Origin of the sequence: Allobosea massiliensis, assembly GCF_042655245.1 — a bacterium.
GTDB classification, from domain to species: domain Bacteria; phylum Pseudomonadota; class Alphaproteobacteria; order Rhizobiales; family Beijerinckiaceae; genus Allobosea; species Allobosea massiliensis.
Genome location: NZ_JBHSLU010000148.1, coordinates 1 through 14,227, shown reverse-complemented (window position 1 = coordinate 14,227; position 14,227 = coordinate 1). Strand labels below are relative to the sequence as shown.

12 protein-coding genes are annotated in these 14,227 nt (G+C 67.6%); 4 read left to right on the top strand and 8 right to left on the bottom strand.

The genetic code is table 11. The features are described 5' to 3' along the window. Nucleotides 1-6 precede the first annotated feature (6 nt). Nucleotides 7-2,127 (bottom strand): molybdopterin-containing oxidoreductase family protein, encoded by a 2,121-nt coding sequence (locus ACFPN9_RS28020; protein WP_066718472.1) that lies wholly within the window; start codon nucleotides 2,125-2,127, stop codon nucleotides 7-9. A 184-nt stretch (nucleotides 2,128-2,311) separates the two neighbouring features. Here ACFPN9_RS28020 and ACFPN9_RS28015 point away from each other — a divergent pair, with 184 nt between their 5' ends. Beyond that, nucleotides 2,312-3,133 (top strand): MipA/OmpV family protein, encoded by an 822-nt coding sequence (locus ACFPN9_RS28015; protein ID WP_066718475.1) that lies wholly within the window; start codon nucleotides 2,312-2,314, stop codon nucleotides 3,131-3,133. A 102-nt stretch (nucleotides 3,134-3,235) separates the two neighbouring features. Here the strand turns inward: ACFPN9_RS28015 and ndk are convergent, their stop codons facing one another. Together ndk and ACFPN9_RS28005 are read right to left on the bottom strand one after the other, a co-directional pair. Then, the gene (gene ndk, locus ACFPN9_RS28010; RefSeq protein WP_377817962.1) at nucleotides 3,236-3,658 is read right to left on the bottom strand and encodes a nucleoside-diphosphate kinase; all 423 of its coding nucleotides are present in this window, start codon (nucleotides 3,656-3,658) and stop codon (nucleotides 3,236-3,238) included. Between the two features lie 96 nt (nucleotides 3,659-3,754). After that, nucleotides 3,755-4,024, bottom strand: coding sequence for an SEL1-like repeat protein (locus ACFPN9_RS28005; RefSeq protein WP_066718481.1), 270 nt, complete (start codon nucleotides 4,022-4,024; stop codon nucleotides 3,755-3,757). Between the two features lie 355 nt (nucleotides 4,025-4,379). On the opposite strand from ACFPN9_RS28005, the gene ACFPN9_RS28000 reads away from it, so the two are divergent. Next, nucleotides 4,380-4,778 carry a DUF2147 domain-containing protein gene (locus ACFPN9_RS28000; protein WP_066718496.1) on the top strand — a complete coding sequence of 133 codons (399 nt, stop codon included), beginning with the start codon at nucleotides 4,380-4,382 and terminating at the stop codon, nucleotides 4,776-4,778. Between the two features lie 527 nt (nucleotides 4,779-5,305). Here ACFPN9_RS28000 and ACFPN9_RS27995 read toward each other — a convergent pair. From ACFPN9_RS27995 to gatB, 5 genes are all read right to left on the bottom strand, one after another. After that, a complete protein-coding gene (locus ACFPN9_RS27995; RefSeq protein ID WP_067254213.1) occupies nucleotides 5,306-6,013 on the bottom strand; it encodes a glutathione S-transferase N-terminal domain-containing protein in 708 nt (235 codons plus the stop codon). 121 nt (nucleotides 6,014-6,134) lie between these two features. After that, entirely contained in the window at nucleotides 6,135-6,626 is a 492-nt protein-coding gene (locus ACFPN9_RS27990) for a GNAT family N-acetyltransferase (RefSeq protein WP_067254209.1), read from the bottom strand. 37 nt (nucleotides 6,627-6,663) lie between these two features. After that, complete coding sequence (locus ACFPN9_RS27985) at nucleotides 6,664-7,818, bottom strand: zinc-binding dehydrogenase (RefSeq protein ID WP_067254206.1); 1,155 nt, start codon at nucleotides 7,816-7,818, stop codon at nucleotides 6,664-6,666. 107 nt (nucleotides 7,819-7,925) lie between these two features. Continuing rightward, nucleotides 7,926-8,432, bottom strand: a complete 507-nt coding sequence (locus ACFPN9_RS27980; protein ID WP_067254202.1) for a GNAT family N-acetyltransferase — start codon at nucleotides 8,430-8,432, stop codon at nucleotides 7,926-7,928. Nucleotides 8,433-8,521: 89 nt separating this feature from the next. Continuing rightward, nucleotides 8,522-10,003 (bottom strand): Asp-tRNA(Asn)/Glu-tRNA(Gln) amidotransferase subunit GatB, encoded by a 1,482-nt coding sequence (gene gatB / locus ACFPN9_RS27975; RefSeq protein WP_067254198.1) that lies wholly within the window; start codon nucleotides 10,001-10,003, stop codon nucleotides 8,522-8,524. Nucleotides 10,004-10,232: 229 nt separating this feature from the next. Here gatB and ACFPN9_RS27970 point away from each other — a divergent pair, with 229 nt between their 5' ends. Both ACFPN9_RS27970 and ACFPN9_RS27965 read left to right on the top strand, forming a co-directional pair. Continuing rightward, nucleotides 10,233-11,405: an efflux RND transporter periplasmic adaptor subunit gene (locus ACFPN9_RS27970; RefSeq protein ID WP_067254195.1), complete on the top strand. Its 1,173-nt coding sequence runs from the start codon at nucleotides 10,233-10,235 to the stop codon at nucleotides 11,403-11,405. Nucleotides 11,406-11,473: 68 nt separating this feature from the next. Beyond that, nucleotides 11,474-14,170, top strand: a complete 2,697-nt coding sequence (locus ACFPN9_RS27965; RefSeq protein ID WP_377817961.1) for an efflux RND transporter permease subunit — start codon at nucleotides 11,474-11,476, stop codon at nucleotides 14,168-14,170. Nucleotides 14,171-14,227: the final 57 nt, after the last annotated feature.

Here is a 14,227-nt window from a genome sequence, read left to right as displayed (position 1 = left end):
GAAAAATCAAGGGAGCGCGGTCACGCCCTTGTGATCCGGAACGTCTTTTTTGATCCAGACCTTGTTGTCGTGGAAGGCCGCGCCTCCGAAAGGCGCCGGGCCGTCCGCTCCGGTGATCGTGTTGATGCCGCGCCCATGCTTGTGGGCGGCGTTGGGCCAGATCGATTCGGCGATGACGACGCCGCGCACCACACCCTCGAACAGCACCGCCTTGAGATGGACGCTGCCGCGCTGGTTGCCGACGACGACCTCGTCGCCGGCGACAACGCCGAGCCTCGCGGCGTCCTCGGGGTGCAGCATCAGCGTCGGGCCGCCCTCCTTCTTCACCGAACCCGGAGTCTCGGTGAAGGTCGAGTTCAGGAAGCTGCGGGCCGGGCTGGTCGCGAGACGGAAGGGATGCTCGGCATCGACATTGTCGAGCACGTCCCACTGGTCGGGCAGCACCGGCATGTCCTGCCAGGGGCCGACCGGCCCGGCATTGGCGTTGGGGACCTTCGGCCAGTCCGGCTTGAAGCGGAACTTGCGGTCGCGATAGCCGAAGCCGTCGAGGTAATGCGCCGTGCGAAAATCCGGCTGCACGTCGAGGAATTCGTTGGCGATGAGCTCGTCGAGCGTGCCGCGGCCGCTCTCGCGCATCGTCCAGTCGACGATCTCGCGCGGGGTCATGTCGAAGCCGCGATGCTGCGCGCCGAGGCGCTTCGCCAGGGCGCAGATCACCTCATGGTTCGAGCGGCATTCACCCGCCGGCTCGACCAGCTTGCCGCCCCACATGATGTGCTGGTGGCCGCCGCCCTGATAGATGTCGTCATGCTCGAGGAACTGCGTCGCCGGCAGCACGATGTCGGCCATCTGCGCCGTCTCGGTCATGAACTGCTCATGGACGACGGTGAAGAGGTCCTCGCGGGCGAAGCCCTGCTTGACCAATTCCTGCTCGGGCGCGACCGAGACCGGGTTGGTGTTCTGGATGAGGAGTGCCCTGACCGGCCCGCCCTGCCGCAGAGCCTGCGCATCCCCGGTCAGGATGCGCCCGATCTGCGACTGGTCGAGTTCGCGCACGCCCGGGTCGCGAACGTCGAGTCCCTCGATCAGGCTCTTGCGCCAGCGATAGATGCCGCTGTTGCTGTGGAAGGCGCCGCCGCCCTCGTATTGCCAGGCGCCGGTCACGGTTGGCACGCACAGCGCCGCGTGCATCGAGACGGCGCCGTTGCGCTGCCGGGCGAAGCCATAGCCGAGCCGGAAGAAGCTCTTCTTGCGCGTCCCGACGAGCGCGGCGAATTCCTCGATCTGGGCGATCTCGAGCCCGGTGATCGCCGCCGCCCATTCGGGCGTCCGGCTCTGCAGATGCGCCTCGAGTTCGTCCGGGGCGTCGGTGTGGGCCGCGAGATAGGCACGGTCGGCATGCCCGTCGCGGAAGAGGATGTGCATGACGGCGCAGGCGAGCGCGGCGTCGGTGCCCGGCCGCAGCACGAGGGCGAGATCGGCCTGGGCCAGCGTCGCATTGTGGTAGATGTCGATGCCGACGATCTTGGCGCCGCGCGCTTTGCGGGCCTTGATCGCGTGGTGCATCACGTTGACCTGGGTGTGAACCGCATTGGTGCCCCAGATCACGATGCAGTCGGACTGCGCCATCTCGCGCGGGTCCGGCCCGGCGAGGCGCCCCGTGCCGGCGATGAAGCCCGTCCAGGCCGTGGTGGTGCAGATCGTCGAATACTGGCCCGAATAGCGCTTGGCATGGCGCAGGCGGTTGATGCCGTCGCGCATGACCAGGCCCATCGTGCCTGCATAGTAATAGGGCCAGACGGCCTCCGCCCCGTGCTCCGCCTCGATCGCGAGGAAGCGCCGCGCGATCTCGTCCAGCGCCTCGTCCCAGGAGATGCGCGCGAACTGCCCGGAACCCTTGGGCCCGGTGCGGCGCATCGGATGCAGCAGCCGATCGGGATGGTGAATGCGCTCGGCGTAGCGCGCGACCTTCGCGCAGATCACGCCATCGGTGTAGCTCTGGCGCTTGCTGCCGCGGACGCGGCCGATGCTGCGCCCGTCGATAACCTCCACCTCCAGCGAGCAGGCCGAGGGGCAGTCATGCGGGCAGGTCGAGGGGTGGTGCGCGATGCGTGGCAATTCCGTCATAGCGCCTTGGTAACGCATGGCGAAAAAAAGGAAACCGGCCTCTGCGCTGGCCCGGTCCGCGCCGCCGCGGCATGGTCGCCGCTTCCCGCCGCATGCGGCGCATCGTCAACCCGGAGTTAATCCTAATGCTTCATTCTGCGGGTCTGTGGTCATGAGTGGCGCCGTTGCGCCGGAGTTGAGTGCCATGCGTCGCGTTGCGTTACTGGCGGGTCTCGTCGCCTGCCTCCTGTCCTCGCCCGAGCGGGCGGCGGCCCAGTCATCCGAATACAGCACCCTCACCTCGCCTCAGTCCGCCCAGAACTGGACGCTGACGCTCGGCGCCGGCCTTCATCGCCAGCCAGACTATCTCGGCTCGAACGACTATATCTTCCGGCCGAAGCCGATCATCTCGCTCGGCCGCGGGCTGAAGAGCACCTGGTGGTCGGCCGAGGACGACGCGATCTCGATCGGCTTCTTCTCCGGCACCGCCTGGCGCGTCGGCTTCTCCGGCAATCTGCTCTGGGAGCGGAAGTCGAGCGTCAATCCCGCGCTGGTCACCGTGCCCAATGTGAAGTTCGGCGCCGAGGCCGGCGCCTTCGCCGAGTTCTACCCGGCCTCCTGGCTGCGCGCGCGCGTCGACCTGCGCCGCGGCATCGTCGCCCATGACGGGCTGATCGCGGAGGTGAAGCTCGACGCCTTCGCCCGCATCAACGACACCTGGAAGCTCGGCATCGGCCCACGCATGACGGTCGCCAGCGCCGATTACGTGCGCACCTATTTCGGCGCGATTCCAGGCGCCGCCGGCACCGGCGGGCTGCTGCAGCGCTTCAACAGCGGCGTGCTCTCCTATGGCGCGATCGCGCAGGCGACCTACAACTGGTCCGAGCGGTTCCAGACGACGGCCTATGTCGAGTACAAGCACCTCGTCGGCGATGCCGCGAAGTCGCCGGTGGTCCGGACCTTCGGCTCGCGGGATTCGATCACGATCGGCGTCTCGGCGAGCTATGCCTTCGATCTGGGCTTCTGACACGTCAGGCTGCCGCTGCGGACCGCCGGGGCGACATGAAAAAGGGGGCGGGTCGATCGCGACCCGCCCCCTTTTCGTTTGAAAGCCGGGATGGCCGTCGGATCAGCCGACGATCTCGTTGCCGGCGAAGAACTGCGCGATCTCGACCGCCGCCGTCTCCGGGGCGTCCGAGCCGTGCACGGTGTTCTCGCCGACCGACTCGGCGAAGAGCTTGCGGATGGTGCCCTCGGCAGCATTGGCCGGGTTGGTGGCGCCCATCACCTCACGATATTTGGTGATGGCGTCCTCGCCCTCGAGGACCTGCACGACCACGGGGCCGGAGGTCATGAACTCGACGAGCTCGCCGAAGAAGGGCCGCGCCGAATGGACCGCATAGAAAGTCTCGGCCTGGACCTTGGTCATGTGGATGCGCTTCTGCGCCACGATGCGCAGACCGGCCTTCTCGATCACCGCGTTGACCGCGCCGGTGAGGTTGCGACGGGTCGCGTCGGGCTTGAGAATGGAGAAGGTACGCTGAACAGCCATCGATGAATCCTCGGGGATTTTCTGGGGAATGCGGCGCGCTTATAGCTGCGCCCTCCCCGCCCCACAAGGCTCGTCGGCCATCCCGGCGGAACCGGCTTAATGGCGGGTCAGGAAGGTCCTCGCCTCGCGCAGCGCCTTGGCGATCTCGTCGCGCGTCATCTCCAGCGCCAGCTCCTGGCGGTGGGCGGCGGCCCGGCCGCAGCCGCGGGCCTGGGCGACGTTGAACCATTTCTGCGCCGTGACCAGATCGACCGGGATGCCGCGACCCGAGGCATACATCAGACCCAGCTCGTAATAGGCCTCGGCCGAAGCCTCGCTCGGGACCACCAGCGAGGCCGGGATCGCGCTCATTTCCATGCGTGCCATGACAACCACCCTTTGTCTTTCGTTGGCGCCGGCCACCCGTCCAAAGGCCCCGGCTCGTGAGGTGAAGACTGGCGGCGGCGCTTAAAGGGCTCGCTAAAATTCGCGATGAATCGAAGCTCAACGAGGAATGAGCGAGCGGTTAAATCAACGCTCGATTCAGCCTTCGATCCCGAAAACCGCAGTCTTTTCAATGGGCTTTCGGGCAAATGCGAAACCGCCCGTCAACGGAGGATTCACCCTGCGCTGCGGAAGCGAGGGCTGCGGCGCAGCGGCAGGGCCTTGGAAGCGCTCCGGTTCCGGCTTAAGGTTCACATCTGAACCATGCAGCATAGCGTGGTCTGACAGGGAGGTATTGATGACCATCGGATCGCGTCTTTCCCGCGCGGGCCTCGCCGGTTTCGGCCTGCTCGCGCTCGGCCTCGCCTCGGGCGCACCGGCCCAGGCGCAGGACGTCACCGGCACCTGGCTGCGCGACAGCGGCGCCTCGCGGGTGCGCTTCGCCAAATGCGGCGAGGCGATGTGCGGCACGCTGGCCTGGCTCAAGGACCCGAACGGCCCGGCCAAGGTCGGCCAGCGCATCTTCTACGACATGAAGCCGTCGGGCGACGGCAAATGGACCGGCAGCGCCTTCAATCCCGAGGACGGCAAGACCTATTCCGGCACGATGACGCTGGCCGGCGACAAGCTCACCACCTCGGGCTGCGTGCTGGGCGGGCTGATCTGCCGCTCGGTGGTCTGGAACCGGGCCAACTGAGGCGCGACGGCAAACTTATCCCCGCCGCGCGGTTCCATGCCTATCCTACCCGCGCTGCACCCGACCAAGGGGGCTGTCGCGAGGCGTCGTGCGGCCGGGTGTGGTGGCGGGTTTCGGGAGGCGTCGCCGTCGCGGGCGGCGTCTCCCGGAGGTCGAGCGGTCGGGAGTTCCTTCGCCAAGGACGAGCGACCGCGACGCCCAAAATCCCCGCGCGCGGAGCCGGGCGGCGTGAGATCGGCGCTGCATCGACATTCGACATCGACACTCGACATCGGCACGCGGCTTTGGTCCACGCGCCACCCGGCTCCGCGCATCCCCTCTCGGGGGCCATGATGCGAACCCCGCGGCTCAGGCCGGTCGGGGCTTTCGGCGCGCCTCATGATTATTCCCCGCCCCCCCTCGTCATCCTGGGCGGCCGCAGGCCGACCGGGATCCATCGGAGGGCACCGACCAGCCCGATGATGGATCCCGGCCTGCGCGGCTGCGCCGCTTGTCCAGCATGACGCGCGGGGTGGAGTGGGTGACGCTCAGCGGGCCTTCTGACCGAAGAGGATCGCCTTCTCCTCCGGCGTCGAGATGCCGGCGGGGTTGCGCAGGGCCTCGCCGACCTTGAGGCCGCGCTGCACGGCGGGACGCGCCATCATCGTCTCGATCCAGCGGGCGACATGGGGGAACTGCTTGAGGTCCTGACCCTGCTTCTCCCACCCGCGGGCCCAGCCGATGCAGGCCATGTCGGCGATGGAGTAATCACCGCAGATGTAATCGCGGCCGTCGAGGCGCTTGTTCAGCACGCCATAGAGGCGGTTGGTCTCGTTGGTGTAGCGGTCGATGGCATAGGGCACCTTCTCGGGCGCGTAGAGCCGGAAATGGTGGGTCTGGCCGAGCATCGGCCCGAAGCCGCCCATCTGCCAGAACAGCCATTCGTCGACGGCGACGCGGCCGCGCTCGTCGGCGGGATAGAACTGCCCGGTCTTGCGGCCGAGATACTGCAGGATCGCACCCGACTCGAAGACCGAGATCGGCTTGCCGTCCGGCCCTTCGGGATCGACGATCGCCGGCATGCGGTTGTTGGGGGAGATCGCGAGGAAGTCCGGCTTGAACTGGTCGCCCTTGCCGATGTTCACGGGAATGACCGTGTAGGGCAGCCCGCACTCCTCCAGCATGATGGTGATCTTCCAGCCGTTCGGAGTCGGCCAGTAATGAAGTTCGATCGGCTTGCTCTGGCTGGCTGGCATGGCGCGGTCCCGGTCCCTGATGCAGAGGAGGAAGCGCGATGTTTAGGCCGCTTCTCGCGCGGGAGAAAGAGCCGGTCCGCCCTGTGCGGGTTGCATCGCCCCTTTGTGAAACCGGCGGCGCTCAGAGCTCGATCTTGAAGCCCTCATGGCTCTGGGCAAAACCGAGGTTCACATAGAAGCGGTGTGCGTCGAGGCGCGACTTGTTGGAGCTGAGCTCGGCCATGCCGGCGCCGTGCTCGCGCGCGAAGGCGAGCGCATGGGCGATCATGATGCGGCCGATGCCATGGCCGCGCCGCTCGGGCGAGACATGGACGCTCTCGAACTTGGCCCGCATCCGGCCGCGCGCCACCAGTCCGGGAATCAGCGTGACCTGGAAGGTGCCGACCACCAGGCCCCCCGCTTCCTCGGCGACGAAGAGCGCGTTGTGGGCGGAGGCCTCGATGGCGGCGAAAGCCTCGGCATAGCCGGGGTGGCGCGCCTCCGCGCGGATCGCGTCGGCCGTCATCGTCTGCGTGGCGGCGCCGAGCATGATCAGCTCGGCGATGCGCTCGACGTCCTCGCGTCGGGCGCGGCGGATGATGACCGCGGTCGCGGTCTGCGTCGAGGTGGTCATGCGGCGTCCCGTCCGGTGGAGGCGAGACGCCGCTCTATCAGACCAGCTCGGGGAACGGAACGATGGTGGACTTCACCGTCTTCATCGCCATCGCATCGGCGACGGCCTGGGTCACGCCGGCTTCCGTGAAGGGGTAGATCGTCTGCATCTCCAGGAAGGGGTACTTGTCGCGGGCGCGGTAGAGCATGTCGACGCCGAGCGGCAGATCATTGCCGGTGAAGGCCCAGGAACCGAGCACGTTCAGATCCTTGGTGCAGATGCGGTGCCAGTTGGTCTGGATCGACCCGGCATCGGTGAACTGCCCCATCTCGACATAGGTGCCGCCGTCGCGCAGGAACTCGATGCCCTCGGGCCCCGCCGTCGGATGGCCGGAGCAGTCCATCACGAGATCGGCGCCGAACCCGCCGACGATCTCGCGGACGCGGGCGATGCGCGCTTCCGCGGTGGTGTATTCCTCCAGATTAACCGTCGCCTCTGCACCGAACTTGCGGGCGAGCGCGAGCCTCGGCTCCTCCGGCGCGCCGACGCAGATGACGCGGCCGGCGCCCATCTCCTGCGCCGCCGCCACCGCCAGGATGCCGATCGGCCCCGAGCCCTGGATCACCACCGTGTCACCCCAGTTGAAGCCGCCGGCGCGCTTGGCCCGGTTGAAGGCGCGGATGCAGGAGGTCAGCGGCTCGGAGAGCGCGCCCAGCCGCAGCGACATGTCGTCGGGCAGCTTGTAGACCTTGGTCCCGGGCAGCATCTCGAGGTCGACATAGACATATTCGGCCCAGCCGCCCCAGAGATGCGGCGCCTTGTCGAAGCCGAGATAGCGCCCGTAGTAGACCGGGGTCAGGCACTTGTTGGCGCTTTCGGGATAGTGGACGCAGTAGTGGCAGTGCCCGCAGGGCATCAGCGGCGGGATCATCACCTTGGAGCCGACATCGAGCGGCTTGCCCATGAAGTCCTCGGTGAACTCCGCCCCCTTCTCGACGATGACGCCGCCGATCTCGTGGCCGAGCGTGAAGGGCCAGGGCAGCTTCTTCGGCCAATGGCCCTTGAGGATGTGCTGGTCGGTGCCGCAGACGCCGCAGGCGCCGATCTTAATCAGCGCGGCCTTGGCCGGGACCGCCGGCCAGGGCACCTCCCGGATGGTCGGCTTGCCGCCGGGGCCGTCATAGGTCGCGACGCGGATGGGCTGGCGCTGCATGGTCGTCTCTCCCTGAAGTGCCGCTTTGGCGCGGCTTGGGGAAGAGTGAGGCATGGCGGGCGGGCCGCGGCAACTGGCTCGTACGCACAGGCCCGTTGCGGCAGCTGCTATGCCGCGAAAAGGCGCTTCGCCATCAGCAGCGTGTTGGGGGTGTCGTCGCGGCCGTCGAAGCGGGCCTGGCGCTGCAGGAAGAAGCCCATCCGCTCGTAGAAGGTGATCGCCGGCTCGTTCTGGCTCTCGACCTCGAGGCGCGCCACCGGCGCCTCCGGAAAGCAGGCCAGCGTCACCTGCAGCAGCGTGCGGCCGATGCCGACGCCCTGCCAGGCCGGCAGGACATAAAGCCGCGTCAGCAGCGCGGCGCGGTCGCGCTCGGTGCGGGCGCTGGCGGTGGCGACGATCTCGCTTCCCACCAGCGCGACGAGAAAGGCCCCGTTCTCGCGCCCGAGCTGGGCGCCGAGGTTCTCCAGGGAATGCCAGGCATTGGTGATCTCGGCGACGCGCTGCCAGCCATAGATGCCGTCATAGGTGGCGTGCCAGGTCTCGACCAGCAACGCCCGCACCGCCGGCAGATCGGCGGCTTCGGCGTCGCGGATGACGAGATCGGCAGGGGTCATGGAGAGGCACCCGGACGGCTCGTCCTTCCACGGCGCGCCTCAGACGCGAAGTCCCGGAAAGACGGCGTGTTGCCAGCGCCGCCCATCGCTCACTCGATCCCCAGCTTCGCCTTCAGGATCTCGTTCAGCGCCTGCGGGTTGGCCTTGCCGCCCGAGGCCTTCATAGCCTGGCCGACGAACCAGCCCAGCATGGTCGGCTTGGCCTTGACCTGCTCGACCTTGTCGGGATTGGCGGCGATCAGTTCGTCCACCGCCTTCTCGATCGCGCCCGTATCGGTGACCTGCTTCATGCCGCGGGCCTCGACGATCTCGCGCGGGTCGCCGCCTTCGGACCAGAGGATCTCGAACAGATCCTTGGCGATGCGCCCGGAGATCGTGCCCTCGCCGATGAGATCGACCAGCCCGCCGAGCTGGGCGGCGGAGACGGGCGAGGCCGTGACGTCCTTGCCTTCCTTGTTGAGGCGCCCGAACAGCTCGTTGATGACCCAGTTGGCCGCGGCCTTGCCGTCGCGCCCCTTGGCGACGGCCTCGAAGTAGTCCGCCTGCTCGCGCTCGGCGACCAGCACCGAGGCGTCATAGGGCGAGAGCCCGTATTCGGCGATGAAGCGGGCCTTCTTGGCATCGGGCAGTTCCGGCAGATGCGCCTTCAGCTCAGCGACGAAGGCGTCGTCGAATTCGAGCGGCAGCAGGTCCGGATCGGGGAAGTAGCGGTAGTCATGCGCCTCTTCCTTGGAGCGCATCGAGCGCGTCTCGCCCTTGCCGGGATCGTAGAGGCGGGTCTCCTGGTCGATCGTGCCGCCATACTCGAGGATGCCGATCTGGCGGCGCGCCTCGACATCGACGGCCTGGCCGATGAAGCGGATCGAGTTGACGTTCTTGATCTCGCAGCGCGTGCCGAAGGGCTCGCCCGGGCGGCGCACCGAGACGTTGACGTCGGCGCGCAGGTTTCCCTTCTCCATGTCGCCGTCGCAGGTGCCGAGATAGCGCAGGATGGTGCGCAGCTTCGAGACATAGGCCTTGGCCTCGTCGGCCGAGCGCAGATCGGGCTTGGAGACGATCTCCATCAGCGCGACGCCCGAGCGGTTGAGGTCGACGAAGCTCATCGTCGGGTGCTGGTCGTGGATCGACTTGCCGGCGTCCTGCTCGAGATGCAGCCGCTCGATGCCGACGGTGATCTGCTCCGTCGGCGAGAGATCGACGATGATCTCCCCCTCCCCGATGATCGGGCTCTTGTACTGGCTGATCTGATAGCCCTGCGGCAGATCCGGATAGAAATAGTTCTTGCGGTCGAAGACCGAGCGGTTGTTGACCTGCGCGTTGAGGCCGAGCCCGGTGCGCACCGCCTGGCGGACGCATTCGGCGTTGATCACCGGCAGCATGCCCGGCATGGCGGCGTCGACGAGGCTGACATGGGCGTTCGGCTCGGCGCCGAAGGCGGTCGAGGAGCCGGAAAACAACTTGGCGTTGGAGGTGACCTGTGCATGAATCTCCATGCCGATCACGATCTCCCAGTCTCCCGTCGCGCCCTTGATCAGCTTCTTCGGATCCGCGGGGCGGGCATGCGCATTCATCGTCTTGTCTTCCGGCTTCAGTGAGATGCCTGACGGTTACGACCTCGGCGCGCAGGCGGCAAGCTTCTGTTGCGCTCCCGACACCGGATGGCGGGATTGTGGCGCAGAGTGCCGCAATCTCGCCTTGTGAGGGGTGACGGATCTTGACAATCGTCAGTCGGCTCCCCTTGTAGCGGCAAAGGCCGGAAACACGCCTACTGTGCCGGCTAGACCCATCCGGAGCCATCCCATGCCCCATCGCCGCCCGGCGCCGATGTCATCGATCCTTTCGGCCGGGGGCCTCGTGCTCCTTGCTGCGCTCAGCCTCGGCGAGGCGCGCGCCCAGGGCGGGCCGCCGCCGGCCCCGCCCGTCCAGGTCTCGGCGCCGCTGGCGCAGCGCGTCACCAACTGGGACGAGTTCACCGGCCGCTTCGAGGCCAGCGAGCAGGTCGAGGTCCGGGCCCGCGTCTCGGGCTTCCTCGACTCGATCCACTTCAAGGACGGCGACCTGGTGAAGAAGGGCGATCTGCTCTTCACCATCGACCCCCGCCCCTACCGGCTCTCGGTCGACGCCGCGCGGGCCGAGGTCGCCCGCGCCAAGGCGCAGGTCGAGCTCGCCCAGAACGAGGTCGAGCGCGCCGAGGGCCTGACCCAGAACCGCACCATCACGGCGCGCGACGTCGATCAGCGCCGCGCCAATCTCAACAGCGCCATCGGCTCCCAGCAGGGGGCGGAGGCCAATCTCAAGACGGCCGAGCTCAACCTCGAATGGACCGAGGTGCGCGCCCCGCTGTCGGGCCGCATTTCGAACCGCCGCGTCGATGCCGGCAACCTGATCGCCGGCGGCCAGTCCGGCGCGACGCTTCTCACGACGATCGTCGCGGTCGATCCGATCTACTTCACCTTCGACGCCTCGGAGGCCGACTATCTGCGCTGGCAGCGCCGCAACAACGATTTGCGCGCGACCGCCTCGCGCGAGGCCGGGATCGTTGCCGAGGTGCGCCTGTCCGACGAGCAGGAGTGGAAGCGCCGCGGGCGGATCGACTTCGTCGACAACACGCTGAACGCCCGCTCGGCCACGATCCGCGGCCGCGTCGTGTTCCCCAATTCCGACCAGTTCCTGACGCCGGGCACCTTCGGGCGGCTGCGCGTCTTCGCCGGCGAGGCGGACGCCCTGCTGGTGCCCGACAGCGTCATCGTCTCCGACCAGGCGAACAAGATCGTGCTGACCGTCGGACCCGAGAATAAGATCGTGCCGAAGCCGGTCACGCTCGGCCAGATCACGCGGGGGCTTCGCGTCATCCGCACCGGGCTGTCGCCGGAGGACAAGGTCGTCGTCGGCGGCTTCGCCAATCCGATGGTGCGCCCCGGCGCCGCCGTCACGCCGCAGCCCGGCGAGATCAAGCCCAACGGCAGCAACTGAACCGCGCCTCGAACCAGCCCCGGGCGGCCGCCGGCCGCCTGCCCTGACGCCAGGCCAGGACACCCTTCATGTTCCGCTTCGCCCATTTCTTCATCGACCGGCCGATCTTCGCCACCGTGCTCTCGGTGCTGCTGACGATCGCCGGCGCCATCGCCCAGCGCGGCCTGCCGATCGCGGAATATCCCGAGATCGCGCCGCCGACGGTCTCGATCACCGCGACCTATCCCGGCGCCTCGGCCGAGGTCGTCGCCGCCACGGTGGCGACGCCGATCGAGCAGGAGGTCAACGGCGTCGACGACATGCTCTACATCCAGTCGCAGTCGACCGGCGACGGGCGCGTGACGATCAACGTCGTGTTCAAGGCCGGCGTCGACATCGACCAGGCGCAGGTGCTGGTGCAGAACCGCGTCGCCGCCGCCGAGGCCCGTCTGCCGGCGGATGTGCGCGCGCTCGGCATCCAGACGCGCAAGGCCTCGCCCGACCTGATGATGGTCATCAACATGATCTCGCCGGACGGGTCGCGCGATGCGCAATACGTCTCCAACTACGCGACGCTCTATGTGAAGGACGTGCTGACCCGCATCGACGGCGTCGGCAACGTCCAGGTCTTCGGCGCGCGCGACTTCTCGATGCGGATCTGGCTCGACCCGGCCAAGGTTTCCTCGCGCAACCTGACCGCGGGCGACGTCGTGACGGCGCTGCGCGCGGCCAACGTCCAGGTCGCGGCAGGCGCGATCAACCAGCCGCCGGCGACGCAGGGCGGCGCCTTCCAGCTCTCGGTCAACACGCTCGGCCGCCTGACCGACATCGCCGAGTTCGAGAACATCGTCGTCCGCGCCGACCCCAACGGCGGCACGATCCGCATCCGCGACATCGCCCGCGTCGAGCTCGGCTCGCAGGATTACACCACCAACGCCTATCTCGATAACAAGAACGCCGTCGCCATCGGCATCTTCCAGCGTCCGGGCTCGAACGCGCTCGCCACCGCCGAGACGCTGATCAAGACCATGAACGACATGGCCAAGCAGTTCCCCTCCGGCGTCGAGCACCGCATCATCTACAACCCGACCGAATTCATCGGGGAATCCGTCAGCGCGGTCATCCACACGCTGGTGGAGGCGGTCGCGCTCGTCGTCGTGGTCGTCATCCTGTTCCTGCAGACCTGGCGGGCGGCGATCATCCCGATCATCGCGATCCCGGTATCACTCGTCGGCACCTTCCTGGTGATGAGCGCGGTCGGCATCTCCTTCAACACCATCTCGCTGCTGGCACTCGTGCTCGCCATCGGCATCGTCGTCGACGATGCGATCGTCGTGGTGGAGAATGTCGAGCGCTATCTCGCCGAGGGCATGACGGCCAAGGAGGCCGCGCACAAGACCATGGACGAGGTCGGCGGAGCGCTGCTCGCCATCGCGCTCGTCCTCTGCGCAGTCTTCATCCCGACCGCCTTCATCAGCGGGCTGCAGGGCACCTTCTACCAGCAGTTCGCCGTCACCATCGCGGCCTCGACGGCGATCTCCTGCTTCGTCTCGCTGACGCTGTCGCCGGCGATGGCGGCGCTGCTGCTGAAGCCGCATGGCCATGCCGAAGGAAAGCAGCACGGTTTCCTCTACAAGCTCGGCGCGCCCGTGCGCGGCTTCTTCCACTACTTCAACAAGGGCTTCGACTGGCTCTCGCGCAATTACGGCTCGCTAACCTCGCGGCTGATCCGCTTCTCAGTCATCCTGCTGATCGCCTATGCGGGGCTGATCGCGCTGACCGCGAACCGCCTCTCGGTGACGCCGACCGGCCTCGTGCCGCAGCTCGACCGCGGCTACTACATCGTCGCCTTCCAGCTGCCGCCGGGCTCCTCGCTGCCGCGCACCGACGCGGTCATCCGCAAGGCGACCGACGTCGTGCTGTCGCGGCCGGGTGTCGCCCATGCGGTCGCCTTCGCGGGGCTCGACGGCGCGACCTTCACGATCGCGCCCAACACGGGCGTCATTTTCGTGACGCTCTCCTCCTTCGACGAGCGCCAGAAGCTCAACCTGACATCGGACGGCATCCTCGCCGATCTGCGCCAGCAGATGTTCGCGATCAACGAGGCCTTCGCGCTGGTGATCCCGCCGCCGGCCGTGCCGGGCATTGGCACCGGCGGCGGTCTCAAGGGCTATGTCCAGGATCGCTCCGGCCGCGGCCTGCCCGCGCTCGAGGGCGCGACCTGGGTCGTCGCCGGCTCGGCGGCGCAGGTGCCGGGGATCCAGCAGCCCTTCACGCTGTTCTCGACCAAGACGCCTCAGGTCTTCGCCGACATCGACCGGACCAAGGCCGAAATGCTGGGCGTGCCGATCACGCGCGTCTTCGAGACGCTCTCGGTGTTCATGGGCTCGGCCTATATCAACGACTTCAACCTGCTGGGGCGCACCTACCGGGTGACGGCGCAGGCGGACAATCCGTTCCGGCTCGACCTCAACGACGTCGCCAACCTGAAAACCCGCAACAGCGATGGCGAGATGGTGCCGATCGGCTCCGTCGCCTCCTTCTCGGACACGACGGGCGCCTATCGCGTGCCGCGCTACAACCTCTATCCGGCGGCCGAGGTGCAGCTCTCGATGGCGCGTGGCTTCTCGACCGGACAGGGCATCGCGGCGATCGAGAAGATCGCGGCCGAGCGCCTGCCCTCGGGCTTCGGCTTCGAATGGACCGAGATCGCGCTGCAGGAGAAGCTCGCGGGCAACACCGCCATCATGGGGCTCTGTGGTCATTTCTACATTAATACACGCTAAGGGCATTTTGCAGGTGACGGGAAACACATGATTTCCGCTCACCGTGATCGCGGGGCA